11 protein-coding genes and 1 pseudogene are annotated in these 14,651 nt (G+C 67.4%); all 12 read right to left on the bottom strand.

Annotated elements, in window-relative coordinates:
- Positions 1 to 137: 137 nt before the first annotated feature.
- Positions 138 to 899, bottom strand: a complete 762-nt coding sequence (locus ABWV53_RS14415) for an SDR family NAD(P)-dependent oxidoreductase (protein WP_353366828.1) — start codon at positions 897 to 899, stop codon at positions 138 to 140.
- 151 nt (positions 900 to 1,050) lie between these two features.
- Positions 1,051 to 1,785, bottom strand: a complete 735-nt coding sequence (locus ABWV53_RS14420) for an RluA family pseudouridine synthase (RefSeq protein WP_353366829.1) — start codon at positions 1,783 to 1,785, stop codon at positions 1,051 to 1,053.
- A complete protein-coding gene (locus ABWV53_RS14425; RefSeq protein ID WP_353366830.1) occupies positions 1,769 to 4,093 on the bottom strand; it encodes a PAS domain-containing hybrid sensor histidine kinase/response regulator in 2,325 nt (774 codons plus the stop codon). The genes ABWV53_RS14420 and ABWV53_RS14425 overlap by 17 nt, the downstream gene beginning before the upstream one ends.
- 222 nt (positions 4,094 to 4,315) lie before the next feature.
- A complete protein-coding gene (locus ABWV53_RS14430; RefSeq protein WP_353366831.1) occupies positions 4,316 to 4,723 on the bottom strand; it encodes an FKBP-type peptidyl-prolyl cis-trans isomerase in 408 nt (135 codons plus the stop codon).
- Between the two features lie 87 nt (positions 4,724 to 4,810).
- On the bottom strand, positions 4,811 to 6,160 hold the full coding sequence (locus ABWV53_RS14435) for a choice-of-anchor Q domain-containing protein (RefSeq protein ID WP_353366832.1): 1,350 nt from the start codon (positions 6,158 to 6,160) through the stop codon (positions 4,811 to 4,813).
- Between the two features lie 20 nt (positions 6,161 to 6,180).
- The gene (locus tag ABWV53_RS14440) at positions 6,181 to 7,815 is read right to left on the bottom strand and encodes a glycosyltransferase family 2 protein (RefSeq protein ID WP_353366833.1); all 1,635 of its coding nucleotides are present in this window, start codon (positions 7,813 to 7,815) and stop codon (positions 6,181 to 6,183) included.
- A 91-nt stretch (positions 7,816 to 7,906) separates the two neighbouring features.
- Positions 7,907 to 8,950, bottom strand: a complete 1,044-nt coding sequence (locus ABWV53_RS14445; RefSeq protein ID WP_353366834.1) for a hypothetical protein — start codon at positions 8,948 to 8,950, stop codon at positions 7,907 to 7,909.
- Between the two features lie 606 nt (positions 8,951 to 9,556).
- Complete coding sequence (locus ABWV53_RS14450; RefSeq protein WP_353366835.1) at positions 9,557 to 9,799, bottom strand: hypothetical protein; 243 nt, start codon at positions 9,797 to 9,799, stop codon at positions 9,557 to 9,559.
- Positions 9,800 to 10,284: 485 nt separating this feature from the next.
- Positions 10,285 to 10,668 (bottom strand): annotated as a pseudogene (locus ABWV53_RS14455) (transposase); the annotation flags it as partial.
- 12 nt (positions 10,669 to 10,680) lie between these two features.
- Entirely contained in the window at positions 10,681 to 11,067 is a 387-nt protein-coding gene (locus ABWV53_RS14460) for a hypothetical protein (RefSeq protein ID WP_353366836.1), read from the bottom strand.
- A 129-nt stretch (positions 11,068 to 11,196) separates the two neighbouring features.
- Entirely contained in the window at positions 11,197 to 11,448 is a 252-nt protein-coding gene (locus ABWV53_RS14465; RefSeq protein WP_353366837.1) for a hypothetical protein, read from the bottom strand.
- Positions 11,449 to 11,714: 266 nt separating this feature from the next.
- Positions 11,715 to 14,603: an aminomethyl-transferring glycine dehydrogenase gene (gene gcvP, locus ABWV53_RS14470; RefSeq protein ID WP_353366838.1), complete on the bottom strand. Its 2,889-nt coding sequence runs from the start codon at positions 14,601 to 14,603 to the stop codon at positions 11,715 to 11,717.
- Positions 14,604 to 14,651 lie beyond the last annotated feature (48 nt).

Here is a 14,651-nt window from a genome sequence, read left to right on the forward strand (position 1 = left end):
CGAATGTTCTTGTCTTCAATGCCAATTATGCCTGTGGCGCTTGATCCATATGGGCCTATAGCTACCAAAATAATAGCAGTGGGTGATGTGCTGCCGGCGCCACGCTGAACGTTGCGCGCTGGCGGGCCTGTCTGCGCTCAAGCCTCGCGCACGTCGGCCACGGGCTGCTCGCCGAAGTCCTTGCGGTCCAGCCAGGCGAGCACCCGGCGGGCCGCGTCCTCGGGCGACGTCAGCCGGCCTTCGTCCTTCAGCGCCGCGAAATTGTGCGCGTCGGGGAACCGCGCCGGGTCGGCGCCGCGCAGCTGGCTCTGCATGTCGGTGTCGATCACGCCGGGGGCGAGCGAACACACCCGCGCCCCGTGCGGCCGCGCCGCCTCGTCCAGCGCCACGCAGCGCGTGAAATGGTCCATGCCCGCCTTGGCCGCGCAATAGGCTGCCTGCGACGCCATGGCGCGCCGCCCCAGGCCCGACGAGATGTTCAGCACCTTGCGCGGCACCTGCCAGTCGCCCGTGGCGCCGAGGAAGGCGCCGGTCAGCAGCAGGGGCGCTTCCAGCCCCACGCGCAGCGCCTGCACCAGCGCCGTCGGGCCGCTGGCGGAAAGCGGCGCGATCGGCGGAATGACGCCGGCGTTGTTGATCAGCGTGGCGCTGGCGAAGCGCCCAGCCGGCACGGCCTCGAGCCATTGGCGCAGCCGTGCGGCGGCCTGCACCGCATCGGCCAGGTCCTGCGTCCACTGGTCCAGCGTGGCGCCGGCGGTTGCGGCGGCTTGTGCCAGCTCGGCGGACGGCTGGCGGGAGAGAGTGATCAGCGTATGGCCGGGCTGCAGCAGCTGCCGGGCCATTGCCAGGCCCATGCCGCGCGATGCGCCGGTCAGCAGGTAGAGGGAGGAGGGGGTCATGCGGGCAATGGTAGCGGTTGACGCCGGCTGCGCGGGGGCCGTCCGGCGCGGCAGGCGGTGGGCGAATGGAATCCGCGGCAACGCCGCTCCCCGCCGTTCCACGCCCCACCGGACAGAGGTCCCGGGAGCGCGTTGAGAAAGCGCGACCCCGTCAGAACGGTGCGGGAGAAGAGAACGCCACCATCGCGCCGCTGCGCGGATGGGCGAACCGCAGGTCCGTCGCATGCAGCAGCAGTCGCGGCGACGCCGCCAGCGTGGCCGCGTCGGCATAGAGCGCGTCCCCCAGGATCGGATGGCCCAGGGCCGCCAGGTGCACCCGCAGCTGGTGGGTGCGGCCGGTCACGGGCTGCAGCGCGAGCCGGGTCGTGCCGGCCGCCGCGTCTGGCGCGGGGGCCGCAGCCAGGGCGCGCCAGCGGGTCACGCTCGGCTGGCCCCGCTCGGGGTCGATCACGCGCAGCGGGCGGCGGTCCCAGTCGGCGGCGATCGGCAGGTCGATGGTGTGCCAGTCCGGGCCGGTGTCCGCAACCGCGTCCGTGTCCGAAGCCCTGGCCGCTCCCACCCCCGGCGCGGCGGGGCGCCCCCGCACGACGGCCACGTACTGCTTGTGCACGCGGCGCTCGGCAAAGTCCTGGCTCAATGCGCGCTGCACCGGCAGCGACCGCGCCATCACCACGAGGCCGGAGGTCGCCTGGTCCAGCCGGTGCACGACCAGCGCATCGGGCCATTGCTGCTGCGCCCGGGCGCTCAGGCAGTCCTGCTTGTCCGGGCCGCGCCCGGGCACGCAGAGCAGGCCGGCGGGCTTGCACAGCACCAGCAGGTCCGCGTCGGCATGCAGGGACTCGACCGCCTGCGCAGCCGCGCCCGGCAGCTCAGCCGTGCCGGCCATCGGCGCGGGGCGTGGAGGCGGCGCCAGCGCTGCCCGACCCGTCGGTGTCGCCGGACCCGTGCGCCAGCCGCTGCACGGTCGCGCACAGCTCCTCCACGTCGTTGGGTTTGTGGATCAGCGCGCTGGCCCCTTCCGCCAGCGCCTCGCGCTCGATCTCGGCCGTGACGTAGCCCGAGGCGAGCGCCACCGGCAGGCCCGGGCGGATGCGCTTGGCCTCGCGCACCAGATCCACGCCGCAGTAGCCCGGCATGTTGTAGTCGGTCACCACCAGGTCGTAGCCCTGCGGGTCGCGGCGCAGCGCCTGCGCGGCCTCGTGCGGATCGGTGAAGCCGCTCACGCGGTAGCCGCGCCGGCGCAGCAGCCGCTGCACCAGGAAGACCAGCGCCTGGTCGTCATCGACGTACATCACGTGGCGCTGGCGTTCGGTGGCTTCGGCATCGCCGGTGGCTTGCGGTGGCGCGCTGCTCGGCGATTCCGACGGTGGAGCCGGGGGCGGCGGGACGGCGGCCACCGGCATGCTGGTCGGGATGCAGAACGCACCGCCGTCGCCTTCGTCCGGCACGCAGTGCGAGGTGCCGGGAAAGTAGAGCGTGAAGCTGCTGCCCTCGCCGGGCACGCTGTACACGTCCACCGCGCCGCCGTGCGTGCGCATCACGCCATGCACCACGGCCAGGCCCAGGCCGGTGCCCTGGCCTACCGGCTTGGTGGTGAAGAAGGGCTCGAAGATGCGCTGCTGCGTGGCCGCGTCCATGCCCGGGCCGTTATCGCTGACGCGCAGGCACACGTAGTCGCCCGGCGGAATGCCCAGCCGCTCGCAGATGCGCGGGTCGGGCTGCGCGCAGACCGCCTGCAGCAGCACCGTGCCGCGCTGGTCACCCAGGGCGTGGATGGCGTTGGTGCACAGGTTCAGCAGCGCCTGCTCGACCTGCGTCGGGTCCGCCAGCACGTCCGGCACGTCGGGGTCGATGCGCACCTGCACGTCCACGGCGGGCGGCACCGTCACGCGCAGCAACCGCACGGTGTCGTTCACCGCCTCCTGCACCGACACGGCCTTGCGCTGCGGCGGCTCGTTGCGGCTGAAGGTCAGGATCTGCCGCACCAGGTCGCGGGCCCGGCGGCCGGCCTTCTGGATCTCGAGCAGGCTCTCGAGCACGGGCGACTCGGCTCCGGCGTCGGCCTTGGCCAGTTCCACGTTGCCGAGGATGGCACCCAGGATGTTGTTGAAATCGTGCGCAATGCCGCCTGCCATGGTGCCCACGGCCTGCATCTTGTGCGACTCGCGCAGCTGCGCCTCCAGCTCGTTGCGGTGGGCCTCGGCCTTCTTGCGGCCGGTCAGGTCACGCGCGAACACGGTGGCGCTGGTGCCCTCGCCCTGGCTCTCGAACGACACGCTCACTTCCACCGCCAGGTCGCGGCCGTTGGCGGTGCGCGCAGTCACCTCGCCCAGCACGGCCTGCGTCGTCAGTTGCGACAGCGCCATGGCCTGCGCGGCGTCGGGCAGAAAGCGCTCCAGCGGGCTGCCCAGCGCGTCCTCCTGCGGGCAGGCGAAGAGCGCCGCCGCCGTGGGGTTGAACACCGTGATGCGGTGCTGTGCGTCCACGCAGATGATGGCGTCGAGGGCGGAGTTGATCACCGCCTCCAGCCGCCGTTCGCTCGCCAGGATCTGCGCGTTGCGCTCCTTGAGCGTGGCGGCGCTGTCCTGCAGCGCGCGCCGTTCGGCCAGCAAGGGGCCCTGGTCGATCACGGCGCAGAGGAACTGCGGCGCCGGCGGGCCGCCGTCGGCCTGGGGCGTTTCGATGAAGGCGATGTGCAGGTCGCCGGTGATGCGGGCCTGCTCGCCGGTGAGGAAGACGACCTCCGTCACCTCCGCGCTGCCGCCGGCGCGCGCGGCGTCGAAGGCGGCGCGCACCCGCTCGGCATCCGCGGCTTGCACGAAGGGCATGAGCGCGACCAAAGGACGGTCAGCCTCGGTCGGCTGGAACGAGCGGTGGGCCATGGAATTGGCCTGGACCACCATGTCGTGCTCGTCCAGCACCATCAGCGCCAGCGGCACGCTGGAAAACAGGGTTTCGAACCGCTCCGAAGCGCTCTCCGCCGCCGCCTGGCTGAAGCGCAGCACCTTGTTCTGCGCCTCCAGCTCGGCCTGGGACGAGCGCAGTTCGGCGATCAGCGCCCCCACCGCGTCTGAAGGCCGGCCGGGCTGGCGGCGCTCCGGAATGCCCGGGGGCGGCGCATGCTTGCGATCCGTCGATTCCGGCGCCGGCGGCTGCGCGGAGCGGAAGAGAAAGGATAGGTCGGGACGCGTCATGGCGCGGTGGGCGAGAAGGAGGGGGTGGCGGGCAGCGGCGTGGGGTGGGTGACTGCCGGGGCCACGCCGGGCGGGCGCGGCCCGCAGGCGGTGCGTGGCAGGTGGCCGTGCCAGTGTACGCGGCGCGTTCTCACCCGGCCAGCGCGGGGGGACCGGCCCCTGGTCGCGCCGCGCCCGCCATCGGCATGGCCGTGGCGCGCAGGGCGCTGGCGGAGGGGGCGATCAGCGCCGCACCGAGATCAGCTCGATCTCGAAATTGAGCGTGGCATTCGGCGGAATCACGCCGCCCGCACCGGCAGAACCGTAGGCGATGGACGCAGGGCAGGTCAGCCGGGCCTTGCCGCCGGGCTTCATGCGTTGCACGCCTTCGGTCCAGCAGGGAATCACGCGGTTCAGCGGGAATTCGGTGGGTTCGTTGCGCTTGTAGGAGCTGTCGAACTCCTTGCCGTCGGGGAACGTGCCCCGGTAGTGCACCTTCACGGTGTCGGTCGCCTTGGGCGATTCGCCGGTGCCTTCCTTCAGCGACTGGTACACCAGGCCGCTGGAGGTGGTGACCGGTGCGGGAGTCGTCTGCGCCATGGCGAACGGGCTGATGGCGAGGGAAGCGAGCAGGGTGGTGAGCAGGCGCATGCGGGGGCACTCCATGAAAAGGCGAAGGGCCGATGGTAGTGCCTGGGGGAGGCGGTACGCGCCCACACCGGCCGATCCAGTCCTGGGTCAACGCCCGCGCCGCAGCGTCACCATGGCCGCCAAGGCCATCAGGCCCATCAACAGCCACATGCCGAGCGCACCCAGCGTGGGGATGGGCGCCGCGCCCGAGCCTGCCGCGCTGCGCTGCTCGAACTCGAACGCCCCGATGTCGCAACCTGCTCCCTGCGGGCGCGGCTGTCCGCGTTGATCCACCCCGTTTTGCGGTGCCGCGCTGCAGGCGGCCGCGCTGGCGGTGTTGATCGCCGGGCTGCCGACCAGCAGCGCGTGGGTGAATGTCGGCCCGCCATTGTTGGCGAGCGGGCCAATCAGCGCCGCCGCGTTGGTCGCCGTCGGGCAAGAGTTGTCGTCCGAGAGGTTGTTGCCTCCGCCGCTGGCGCCGGAGCAGTTGGTACCGTTGGCCTGCTGCGCCAGCAGGGTGTTGGTCAGCTGCAGGGTGCCCGCAATTCCGAACACTCCACTGCCCGCTCCGGCTGCCGAGCCATTCGTTCCGCGATTGGCCGCGACGGTGGTGTTGACCAGGGCGGTGGATGGGCTGCGGCTGAAGACTCCGCCCCCATTGCCTGCCGCCACGTTGCCGCTCACCGTGCTGTTGCTCAGCGTTGCGTTGCCCACTCCCGTGTCGATACCGCCGCCCGCGCCCGCGCCGGTGTTGCCGCTGATCGTGGATTGGGAGATCTGCATGGCGCCCCGGTTGACGATGCCGCCGCCGCCCGCTTCCGTCGCCAGCACGGCATTGCTGCTGATGGTGCTGCGGGTGACGGTCAGGCTGCCGTCGTTGTGGATGGCGCCGCCTGAGCGCAGCGCCTGGTTGGCCGTGAGCGTGACGCCATCCAGGCTCAGGAAGCCCCGGTTGAAGAGGGCGCCGCCCGCGCCTTCGACGCCCAGGACGTCGGCGCAGCCGTTGCTCAGTGTCAGGTTCTTGAGCGCCAGCGAGCCGAGGGCGCTGATGTAGAAGATCCGGAACTTCGCACCGCCTCCGCTGCAGGCCGAGCCGCTGAACAAGGCGGGGTCGCGGCTGATCGTGGCGCCATTGCCCTCGATGATCAGGTCGCCGTGGACCTCGGGCAGGCCATTGACCTGGTCGTCGCGGTGTTCCGTATCGCGGTCGCCGATGAGATAGATGCTGTTGGCGGCAAGCACGATGGTGTTGCTGCCCACCGAGCCGGGGGTGCAGTCCCCTCCCGACGTCTCCGATTCGGTGTCCCCGTTGCGGATGGCCTCGCGCAGCGAGCAACTGCCGTTGCCGGGGTTGAAGGCGGTTTCACCGGCAGCGACCAGGATCGTTGCGGCCTGGGCCGGCGCGCCCGCCATGCCGGCCAAAAAAGCCAGTGCAGTGCACCACAGGGAATGTTTCATAGGGTCCTCGATCAAGGTTCTCAGTCGCCGGAGACGAGCGCTGCACGCGGCACCGCTCTCGAAATGCGTTCGTGGTGCCAGAAGACGGCCAGCGCCGCCGCCATGCCGAGCGCGGAAATCACCAGGGGGGCCGCCAACACGTCGTATTGGCCGGGCTGCAACGCGCCGGCGGGACGCAGGCAGGTCCAGACGATGGCCAGCGCGCCGGCCTCCAGCGCCAGCATCGCCGCCGCCGCGAACGGGTACGCGCGCAGGCGGCTGCCCGGCAGCCGGCCCGCACCGGTCTTGGCGGTGACCATGAAGGCGGTGTTGGGCGCGGCGAGGGCCTTGACGAGCGACAGGCCATAGAGGCCGCCCAAAAAATTGTTCATGACCGCGCTTTCGCAGAGATGGCTGCGCCTTGCCCGCTCGACGAAAAACTGCCGCTCCCACAGATGGTTGGCGACGGTGGCGCTCAAGATGAATGCGCCGATGGCGGCCATCAGTGGCAGGCCGATGGGCAAGGTGACGCCGCACAGCAGCAGCACGAGCAGCAGCCCCTTGGCCAGCATGAAGAACGAACCCCACGCGTAGTAGTTCAGCAAGGTGAAGGTGAAAAGCCGTTGCTTGGCGGTGAAGCCGCGCCAGAGCGTCGGGAAGTAGCGCACCAGCAGATCGAGCCCTCCGGAAGCCCAGCGGAGCTGCTGCTGCATGTAGGCCGCCCAGCTCGAGGGCAGCTCGCCCACGGCAATGACTTCATCCACGAAGATGCCCCGCTTGCCGAGCGCCCGCATGCGCAGCATCATCAAATAGTCTTCGGTCAGGTGGACCGGGTAGAACCCGCCGAGGTCGCGCAGCGCCTCGGCGCGAAACGTGGTGTGCGAGCCCACGATCACCGGCATGCCGAGGCCGAAGTAGCTGCGCTGCAGCACGCCGACGAAGGTGTCCCGTTCGTGGGCAGCGGCGCGGGTGACGAAGTTCTGCTCACGGTTGTGAAAGGACTCGGGGCCTTGCACGAAGGCCACGCCCGGGTCGCGCAGGTAGGGCAGCACCGTTCGGTAGAACGTCGGCTTGGGCATGTGGTCTAGGTCGAGGAAGGTGACCACGTCGTACGCCTCGGGGCGTGTCGCGTCGAGCCACGCGTTGATGTTCCCGCCCTTCTGGCGCGCCTGGAAGCGCTGGAAGCGGCGGCCCGACGGTGCCTCGTTGTACCGGGCGATCCCTGCGCGGGTGAAGTAGCGCAAGCGCACCCCGGCGCCGCGCAGGCGCGCATCGAATTCGGCGACCATGGCCCGTACGCGGGCGTCGTTCTCCTCGTCGAGCACCCAGTGGTCCACTGCGTTGCCGCAGCGGTCGACCCGCGCCATGGCCTCCAGCTTGCCGCGCAGCAGATCGAATTCGCGGCTGGGCACGATGGTCGTCGCCATCGCGATGCGCAGGCCGGTGGGCGGGGCGGCATCGGGCGGCACGGCCCGCTTCATCGATAGCACCCGGTACATGGCGGCGATCTGCCACGCGATGGCCAGGGCGCCGCCCGTCACCACGATGGCACGCACCGCCATCGGGGCCACGAACTGCGAAAAGAACATGTCGGCCAGGGTGGCCGACAACCACAGCAGCATGCCGAGGGAGGGCAGCTGGATCGCCAGGAACGCGGCCCGCTGCCGGCCGGACACCACGGCCTCGAGCCGGCACGGCGCAGCCGCGGGCGCCGTGCGCGCGAGCGAAGCGGCTCTGCGGGCAGGCGCTGCGGTCGGGTGGGAGGGGTCAACGTACAAGGGACGTCCAGTTCATCAATGCCTGCTCCCTCGCCCGGTTGCGCAGCGGGTCGCATCGGCCCAGCCAGAACGCGAGGCCGGTCTCGGGCGCCTGCCCTGCGGCGCAGCCCATGCCGTCAGCCGGCCCGGTGTCGTACTCGGTATGGCCGCTGCCACGGAAATCGGCGTAGTCCGCGCACGGCCTGGGAGTGGTGCCGGTGCGGCAGAGCGGCTTGTCAGCCGAGGTGATGCCCACCAGGTCATCGAGCCGCAGGTAGCCGAGGTAGGTGAAGGTGTATTGGCACAGCGGCGATCCATCCGGGGCGCCAGTGGCTTGGTCGCAGATGCCTTCGAGCGACGGCGCCGTCGGGCAGGGCGTGGGCTTGTCGCGCCCGCCGCCTTCACCCAATCCGAACGGGCTGAGCGGGCAGCGGCCCACGAAGGAATACCAATCGGCCGCATAAGCATGCCGCGCGCTGTGGCGTTGGTCCTGGACGCCCACGTAGGCCCCGTAGCGCAGCAGCTGGTCGCGCCCATCCGGCTGGGTGGCGGCCCCGCGGTCGAACGACATGAAGGGTCCGAAAAGCGCCGTGCCCCCGGCATCGCCCGGGGCAGCCGACCGCCGGGCGCGGCGCGTGTTCAGCACGCGCACTTCGAACACCGCGATCGCATCGATGCCATTGCGCCGCCGCTCGCCGGAGCCACTCGCGAATGCCGGAACCACCTCGGTGTGCAGATAGGCGAGCACCCCGCCCACCGAGCCGACATTGGTGTTGCCCAGGCGTGTGCCCGCGTCCCCGAACGGCCCGCCCAGCAGCCGCGAATCGATGGCGCGGTACACCTGGAAGACGGAGACAGGCGGCGGAGAAAAATCGGGCGCAGGAGTGGTCGCGGCGACGCCTAGGGATGCGAACCCGGTGCACAACCCACCGGCCATGGCCTTGCCGATGAGCACAGACAGGCGGGAAGTGGCCGCGCCGGCTGGCCGCAATGCATCGATTTCGCCCCGTTGTCGCGGGTGCGCGTCGGCAGCGGCTGGGGCGTTCAGGTTCACGCCTCGATGGGCGTGCCGGCACCGGGACCGGTCCGAGAGCGTGTAGCGAGCAAGCATGTGGGTGGCTGTCGCTACCAGTCGCGAGAGAAGTCAGGCCGCCGCAGCGCTCACGCCAACGGCCGCCGTGGTCTGGACGGCCGTGGACCGGATGAGCCTGAAGAAATTCACTGACCAGTCCCTTTGCAACCAATTGTTTTGTGCATTGTTCACGAAACCGTTAGCCATGCGTTAGCCGTTCCCAAAAAACGACAAAGGCAGAGGCCGAGCATCCGTTCGGAGTGACCAAGCGTCAGTTCAGGCTTGTGAAGGTGCACTACCGACAGCTGGCCAAGAAACCACGCAACTGCGGTCCGAAAAATTTACCTTAGGCAGTGCCGCGATGCCGGCGGACGAATTGTCGCGGCGAATTCATTAGTCCCTCGCGTCGGCACAGCCCAAAGCGGGTTGCGCGGACCTCCCCTGACCGCCACCATGCGATGTGGTTTGGTCCGAAGCGAATCAGCGGCATGGCGGCTCTGTTGGACAAATTCCCAGACCGCTTTACCCAGACCAAGCCAATGAAAGCATGCCTGCAAGGTAGATGACGACCAACCATAAACTGGATTTTCACCCCGGATTGCCGTCGACCACGGGTGACCCGCCACCCGCAGCACTGAACGAACCCAATACGGACACAGTAGCTACAGTCAGTGCGTCAGTAACTGTATCGGCCGCCTCCGCACCGCGAACGATACCAATGAAGAAGAAGAAAGCTGTACTGAGCACGATCATCCAGCGATCGAAGGAATATGGAAATCCAAGAAGAGCAAGGGTCAGCGAAACACAAAGTGCCACAAGTACGCCAAGCACGGCACCAAAGCCTGCGGATATCAGGCCAAACTGCGCCTGTCAATGAGCGTTGGCGTTTTTTCTCTTATGTGCGGATTGCCGTTTAGGTTCGAGGGCGGCCTGTTCGAAGGCAAGGATACATCACTGGGATATGTTTTTCGATTGCGCTCTCATGCTCCGCACGTACCAAGCTCCGCTGACCCCAAACTATTTGGACGGAGGCGTTACTCATGAGGCGCATTCTGAATTGCCAAGAAGGTCGGCACTATACGTACATGAGTGTGCAGACGCGCCGAACTTATTGATGTACATGGCGCTCCGCACCTGTTTCGCTGCCGTTCGGGTGAACGCGGCGTAGATTGGCCGTCGACCTGGCTAACTGGCTAACTGGCTAACTGGCTAACTGGCTAACTGGCGAACTGGCGAACTGCGGACTCACTCATACAAGGCCTGCCAGCAATTTGCGCCGCACCAGCCATGAACTGGCCTACGCAAACAGCGTGTGCAGCCGTGCCGTGTTCTTGAGCGACCCTCCGTCGCCCAGCTTGGTAGGCCCGGAGGAACCTCCGGTTCGTGCCCTCGTCGGGGAGACGCCCATCGCAGCCTTCGAATTCTGCGAACTCGCGGAACATCGGCATGTCGTCCAGCGCTTGCACTGTCTCCTGGTTGCTCAGTCTCCGGGTCGCTCAGCGCAAACCACTGTTGCCCGAAATGGAGGCGCTGTATAACCTTGCACGGGCTCGGAGGACCCTACGCTTGCCTTCGGGCAGGTAAGGTGACACGCGGGCCACCAGTTCAGTCCAAGGTACGACCTTCTCCATCTCATTCAAGAATTTTCGCCGTCGCGTTCCCTTCGCCTTCATTCCCAAGCCCAGGATGTGCTGCTTCAAGGACGTATCCTCTCAGGGATTCACGCAGCGTCGCGCATGCCAGTAAGTGAGGTATATTGCTAGCGGTACCGCCGCGATGTAAAAGAAAAATACGGGCAGAAAGGTCAGTGCTGACGCAGCGCCAGTGAGGATACCCGTAACTAGCCAAATCCAGTGACAGGTTTGATTTTTCAGCCAGCTAAGTGTCATTGCAGCCTGGCACACCCAGGCAAGCAATGGTACTGGATATAAGTAATGGCTCATGCCCGTAGGTACGCTGTCCAAGCCAACTCTGGATCCGAGAGGAATCATGGCAAAGAAAAAGGCGCTTACTACCGCTATGCTCGCGAAGCACCACGAGAGAAGGGCAAGTGCAAAACGTCGGCCCGAAACCGGTTTGAGGCGGATCTTTTCGTCCATTTTGTTGGTGCGCAAATTTAATCGCGGGAGCATGATATATGAGTTTGGCGGTCACTGAATAATTCGCTGCAATAACGATTTATTTAGTTATGCTAGCAAATCGTTGGCCAACTTCACGCGATACCTTATCTAGTTCATTAGCATTTCTATGTGGCGCAATGCAATAAAATCTAGCATTTCGTCCTGGTTTTTCCATTGGCGCTGCTCAAAGAAAATACAGGTTCTCAATTCGGTAAGAGTGCCTTGTCGCTGTGCATTTGCCACCTCAGCACAGGCTTCAGCACTACCCCAATATTTGTAGCCATCAAACGTAATCGCGAAACGTTCAATCGACGACCAACACGCATCAGCGTCAGGAATTTTTTGCTCGAAGCTCAGCATTGGGAATTAAGCGAGGTGCGGACACAGCAGTCTCCTTAGCGATCTAACGTCTGACTTCGGCGGATGCCTACGGCGGTCCAAAAAGTAGTCCGCTGGAAGGAAATGTTTGGTGTCATGCCGCGTTGAGCGCAACCGCCCGCTCGAAAAATGACTTGCCACCCTTGCATCCGCATCTCTCCCCCTACAAAGCACAAAGGCCTGGTCACCCAGGCCTTTGTCATTCAGGTCACAACGCTCTTAGGACGCTGGATGGTATTCCAGCCCCGTTAAGACACCAACTCGCTCACCGGCACACAACTGCAGAACAGATTCCGGTCCCCGTAAACGTTGTCCACCCGCCCCACGGGCGACCAGTACTTGGACTGGCGCAGCGCGGCGACCGGGAACGCAGCGGTTTCTCGGCTGTAGGCAGCGTTCCAGTCGGTGCCCAACAGGCTTTCCGCCGTATGCGGCGCGTTCTTCAGCGGGTTGTCGTCCTGCGGCCAAGTGCCAGCCTCGATCTGGCGGATCTCCTCGCGGATGGCGATCATGGCGTCGATGAAGCGGTCCAGCTCGGCCAGGGTTTCGCTCTCGGTCGGTTCCACCATCAGCGTGTTGGGCACGGGGAAGGAGAGCGTCGGCGCGTGGAAGCCGTAGTCGATCAGGCGCTTGGCGACGTCTTCGGCCATGACGCCGCTGGTTTCCTTGAATCCGCGCAGGTCCAGGATGCATTCGTGCGCGACATGGCCGTTGGCGCTGGCGTACAGCGTGGGGTAGTGGCCCTTCAGGCGGGCGCTGATGTAGTTGGCGCTGAGGATGGCGGTTTCGGTCGCGGCCTTCAGGCCGTCCGGGCCCATCATGCGGATGTACATCCAGCTGATCGGCAGCACGGCGGCGTTGCCCAGGGGCGCTGCGCTGACGGCGCCGGTACCGCCCGCCACGCCGGCCGTGGCGTGGCCCGGCAGATACGGCACCAAGTCTTCGACCACGCAGACGGGGCCGACGCCTGGGCCACCGCCGCCGTGGGGAATGCAGAAGGTCTTGTGCAGATTCAGGTGGCTCACGTCGCCGCCGAATTCGCCGGGCGCGGCCACGCCGACCAGGGCGTTCATGTTGGCGCCGTCCACATAGACCCGGCCGCCGTGCTGGTGCACCAGCTGGCAGAGCTCCTTGACCTGCGTCTCGAACACGCCGTGGGTGCTGGGGTAGGTGATCATCACGCAGGCGAGCTTGTCGGCGTGCTGCTCGCACTTGGCCTTCAGGTCGGCCATGTCCACGTTGCCGTTCGCGTCGCAGGCCGTCACCACCACCTGCATGCCCACCATCTGGGCGCTGGCGGGGTTGGTGCCGTGGGCGCTGCTGGGGATGAGGCAGATGTTGCGGTGGCCCTGGCCCTGCGCCTGGTGCCAGCCGCGAATGGCCAGCAGGCCGGCGTATTCGCCCTGGCTGCCGGCGTTGGGTTGCAGGCTGATGCCGGCGTAGCCCGTGGCCTGGCACAGCCAGGCGCGCAGCTGCTCGTCCAGCTCGGCATAGCCCTGCAGCTGGTCGGCGGGGGCGAAGGGGTGCACGTGCGCGAATTCCGGCCAGGTGATGGGGATCATCTCGCTGGTCGCGTTGAGCTTCATGGTGCAGGAGCCCAGCGGAATCATGGTGCGGTCCAGCGCCAGGTCCTTGTCCGAGAGCTGGCGGATGTAGCGCAGCATGCCGGTTTCGCTGTGATGGGTATTGAACACCGGGTGCGTCATGAACGCGCTGGTGCGCCGCAGCGCGGCGGGGATCAGCGGCTCCACGCCGGCTTCGGCGAACTCGGCGAAGCTGGGCAGGGCCTGGCCTTCTGCGAAGATCTTCCACAGCAGCTCGACATCAGCCCGCGTGGTGGTCTCGTCGAGCGAGATGCAGAGGTATTCCTTGAAGTAGATTCGCAGGTTTGCGCCCATGGATACTGCGCGGGCAGCTATTTTTTCAGTAGCATCGCCGGTGTGCAGCGACAGGGTGTCGAAAGCGCCGTGCTCGCGCAGCGGCGCGCCCAGGGCCTTCAGGCCGCGCGCCAGGATGGCGGTGTAGGCGGCCACGCGCTGGGCGATGCGGGTCAGGCCTTCGGGGCCGTGATAGACCGCGTACATGCTGGCGATGACGGCCGGCAGCACCTGCGCCGTGCAGATGTTGGAGGTGGCCTTCTCGCGGCGGATGTGCTGCTCGCGCGTCTGCAGCGCCAGGCGGTAGGCGGGCTTGCCGTGCACGTCCACGCTCACACCTACCAGGCGGCCGGGCAGGCTGCGCTTGAATTCGTCGCGGCAGGCCATGAAGGCGGCGTGCGGGCCGCCCGCGCCCATGGGCATGCCGAAGCGCTGGGTGGTGCCCACGACGATGTCGGCGCCCCATTCGCCGGGCGGGGCGATGAGGGTCAGCGCCAGCAGGTCGGCTGCGGCGATGAAGGCGGCGCTCCGGGTGTGGGCCTTGTCGGCGTCGGCCTTCAGGTCGTCGATGCGACCGCTGGTGGCCGGGTACTGGGCCAGCACGGCGAAGTAATCGCCGTCCAGCGCGGTGTTCCATTCATCCAGCGAGTTGGCCAGCACCACCTCGATGCCCAGCGGCGCGGCGCGGGTTTGGATGACTTCGATGGTCTGCGGATGCGCGTCGCCGGCCACCACGAAGCGGTTGCTCTTGGATTTGACCGAGCGCTTGGCCAGCGTCATGGCTTCGGCGGCGGCGGTGGCCTCGTCCAGCATGGATGCGTTGGCGATCGGCATGGCCGTCAAATCGCACACCATGGTCTGGAAGTTGACCAGCGCCTCCATGCGGCCCTGGCTGATCTCGGCCTGGTAGGGCGTGTAGGCCGTGTACCAAGCCGGGTTCTCCAGGATGTTGCGCAGGATGACGCCGGGCGTGTGGGTGCCGTAGTAGCCCTGGCCGATGAAGCTTTTCAGCACGCGGTTCTTGCCGGCGATGGCCTTCAGCTCGGCCAGTGCGCCGGCCTCGGTCGTGGCGGCGGGCAGGTCCATGGGCTGGCTGCGCGCGATGGAGCGCGGCACGATGCCGTCGATCAGCGCGCGGCGCGAGGCCTCGCCGATCACGGACAGCATGTGGGCTTCGTCCGCCGCATCGATGCCGATGTGGCGGGGCTGGAATTCGGTGGCGTTCTCCAGGGCGGAGAGCGGGGGCAGGGCGGTGGTCATCGGCGGCGTCCGGTCGGGGCGGGAGGGGGCGGGGCGTGGGGCCGGCCG

Source organism: Acidovorax sp. FG27 (assembly GCF_040365715.1).
Lineage (GTDB): Bacteria > Pseudomonadota > Gammaproteobacteria > Burkholderiales > Burkholderiaceae_C > Paracidovorax.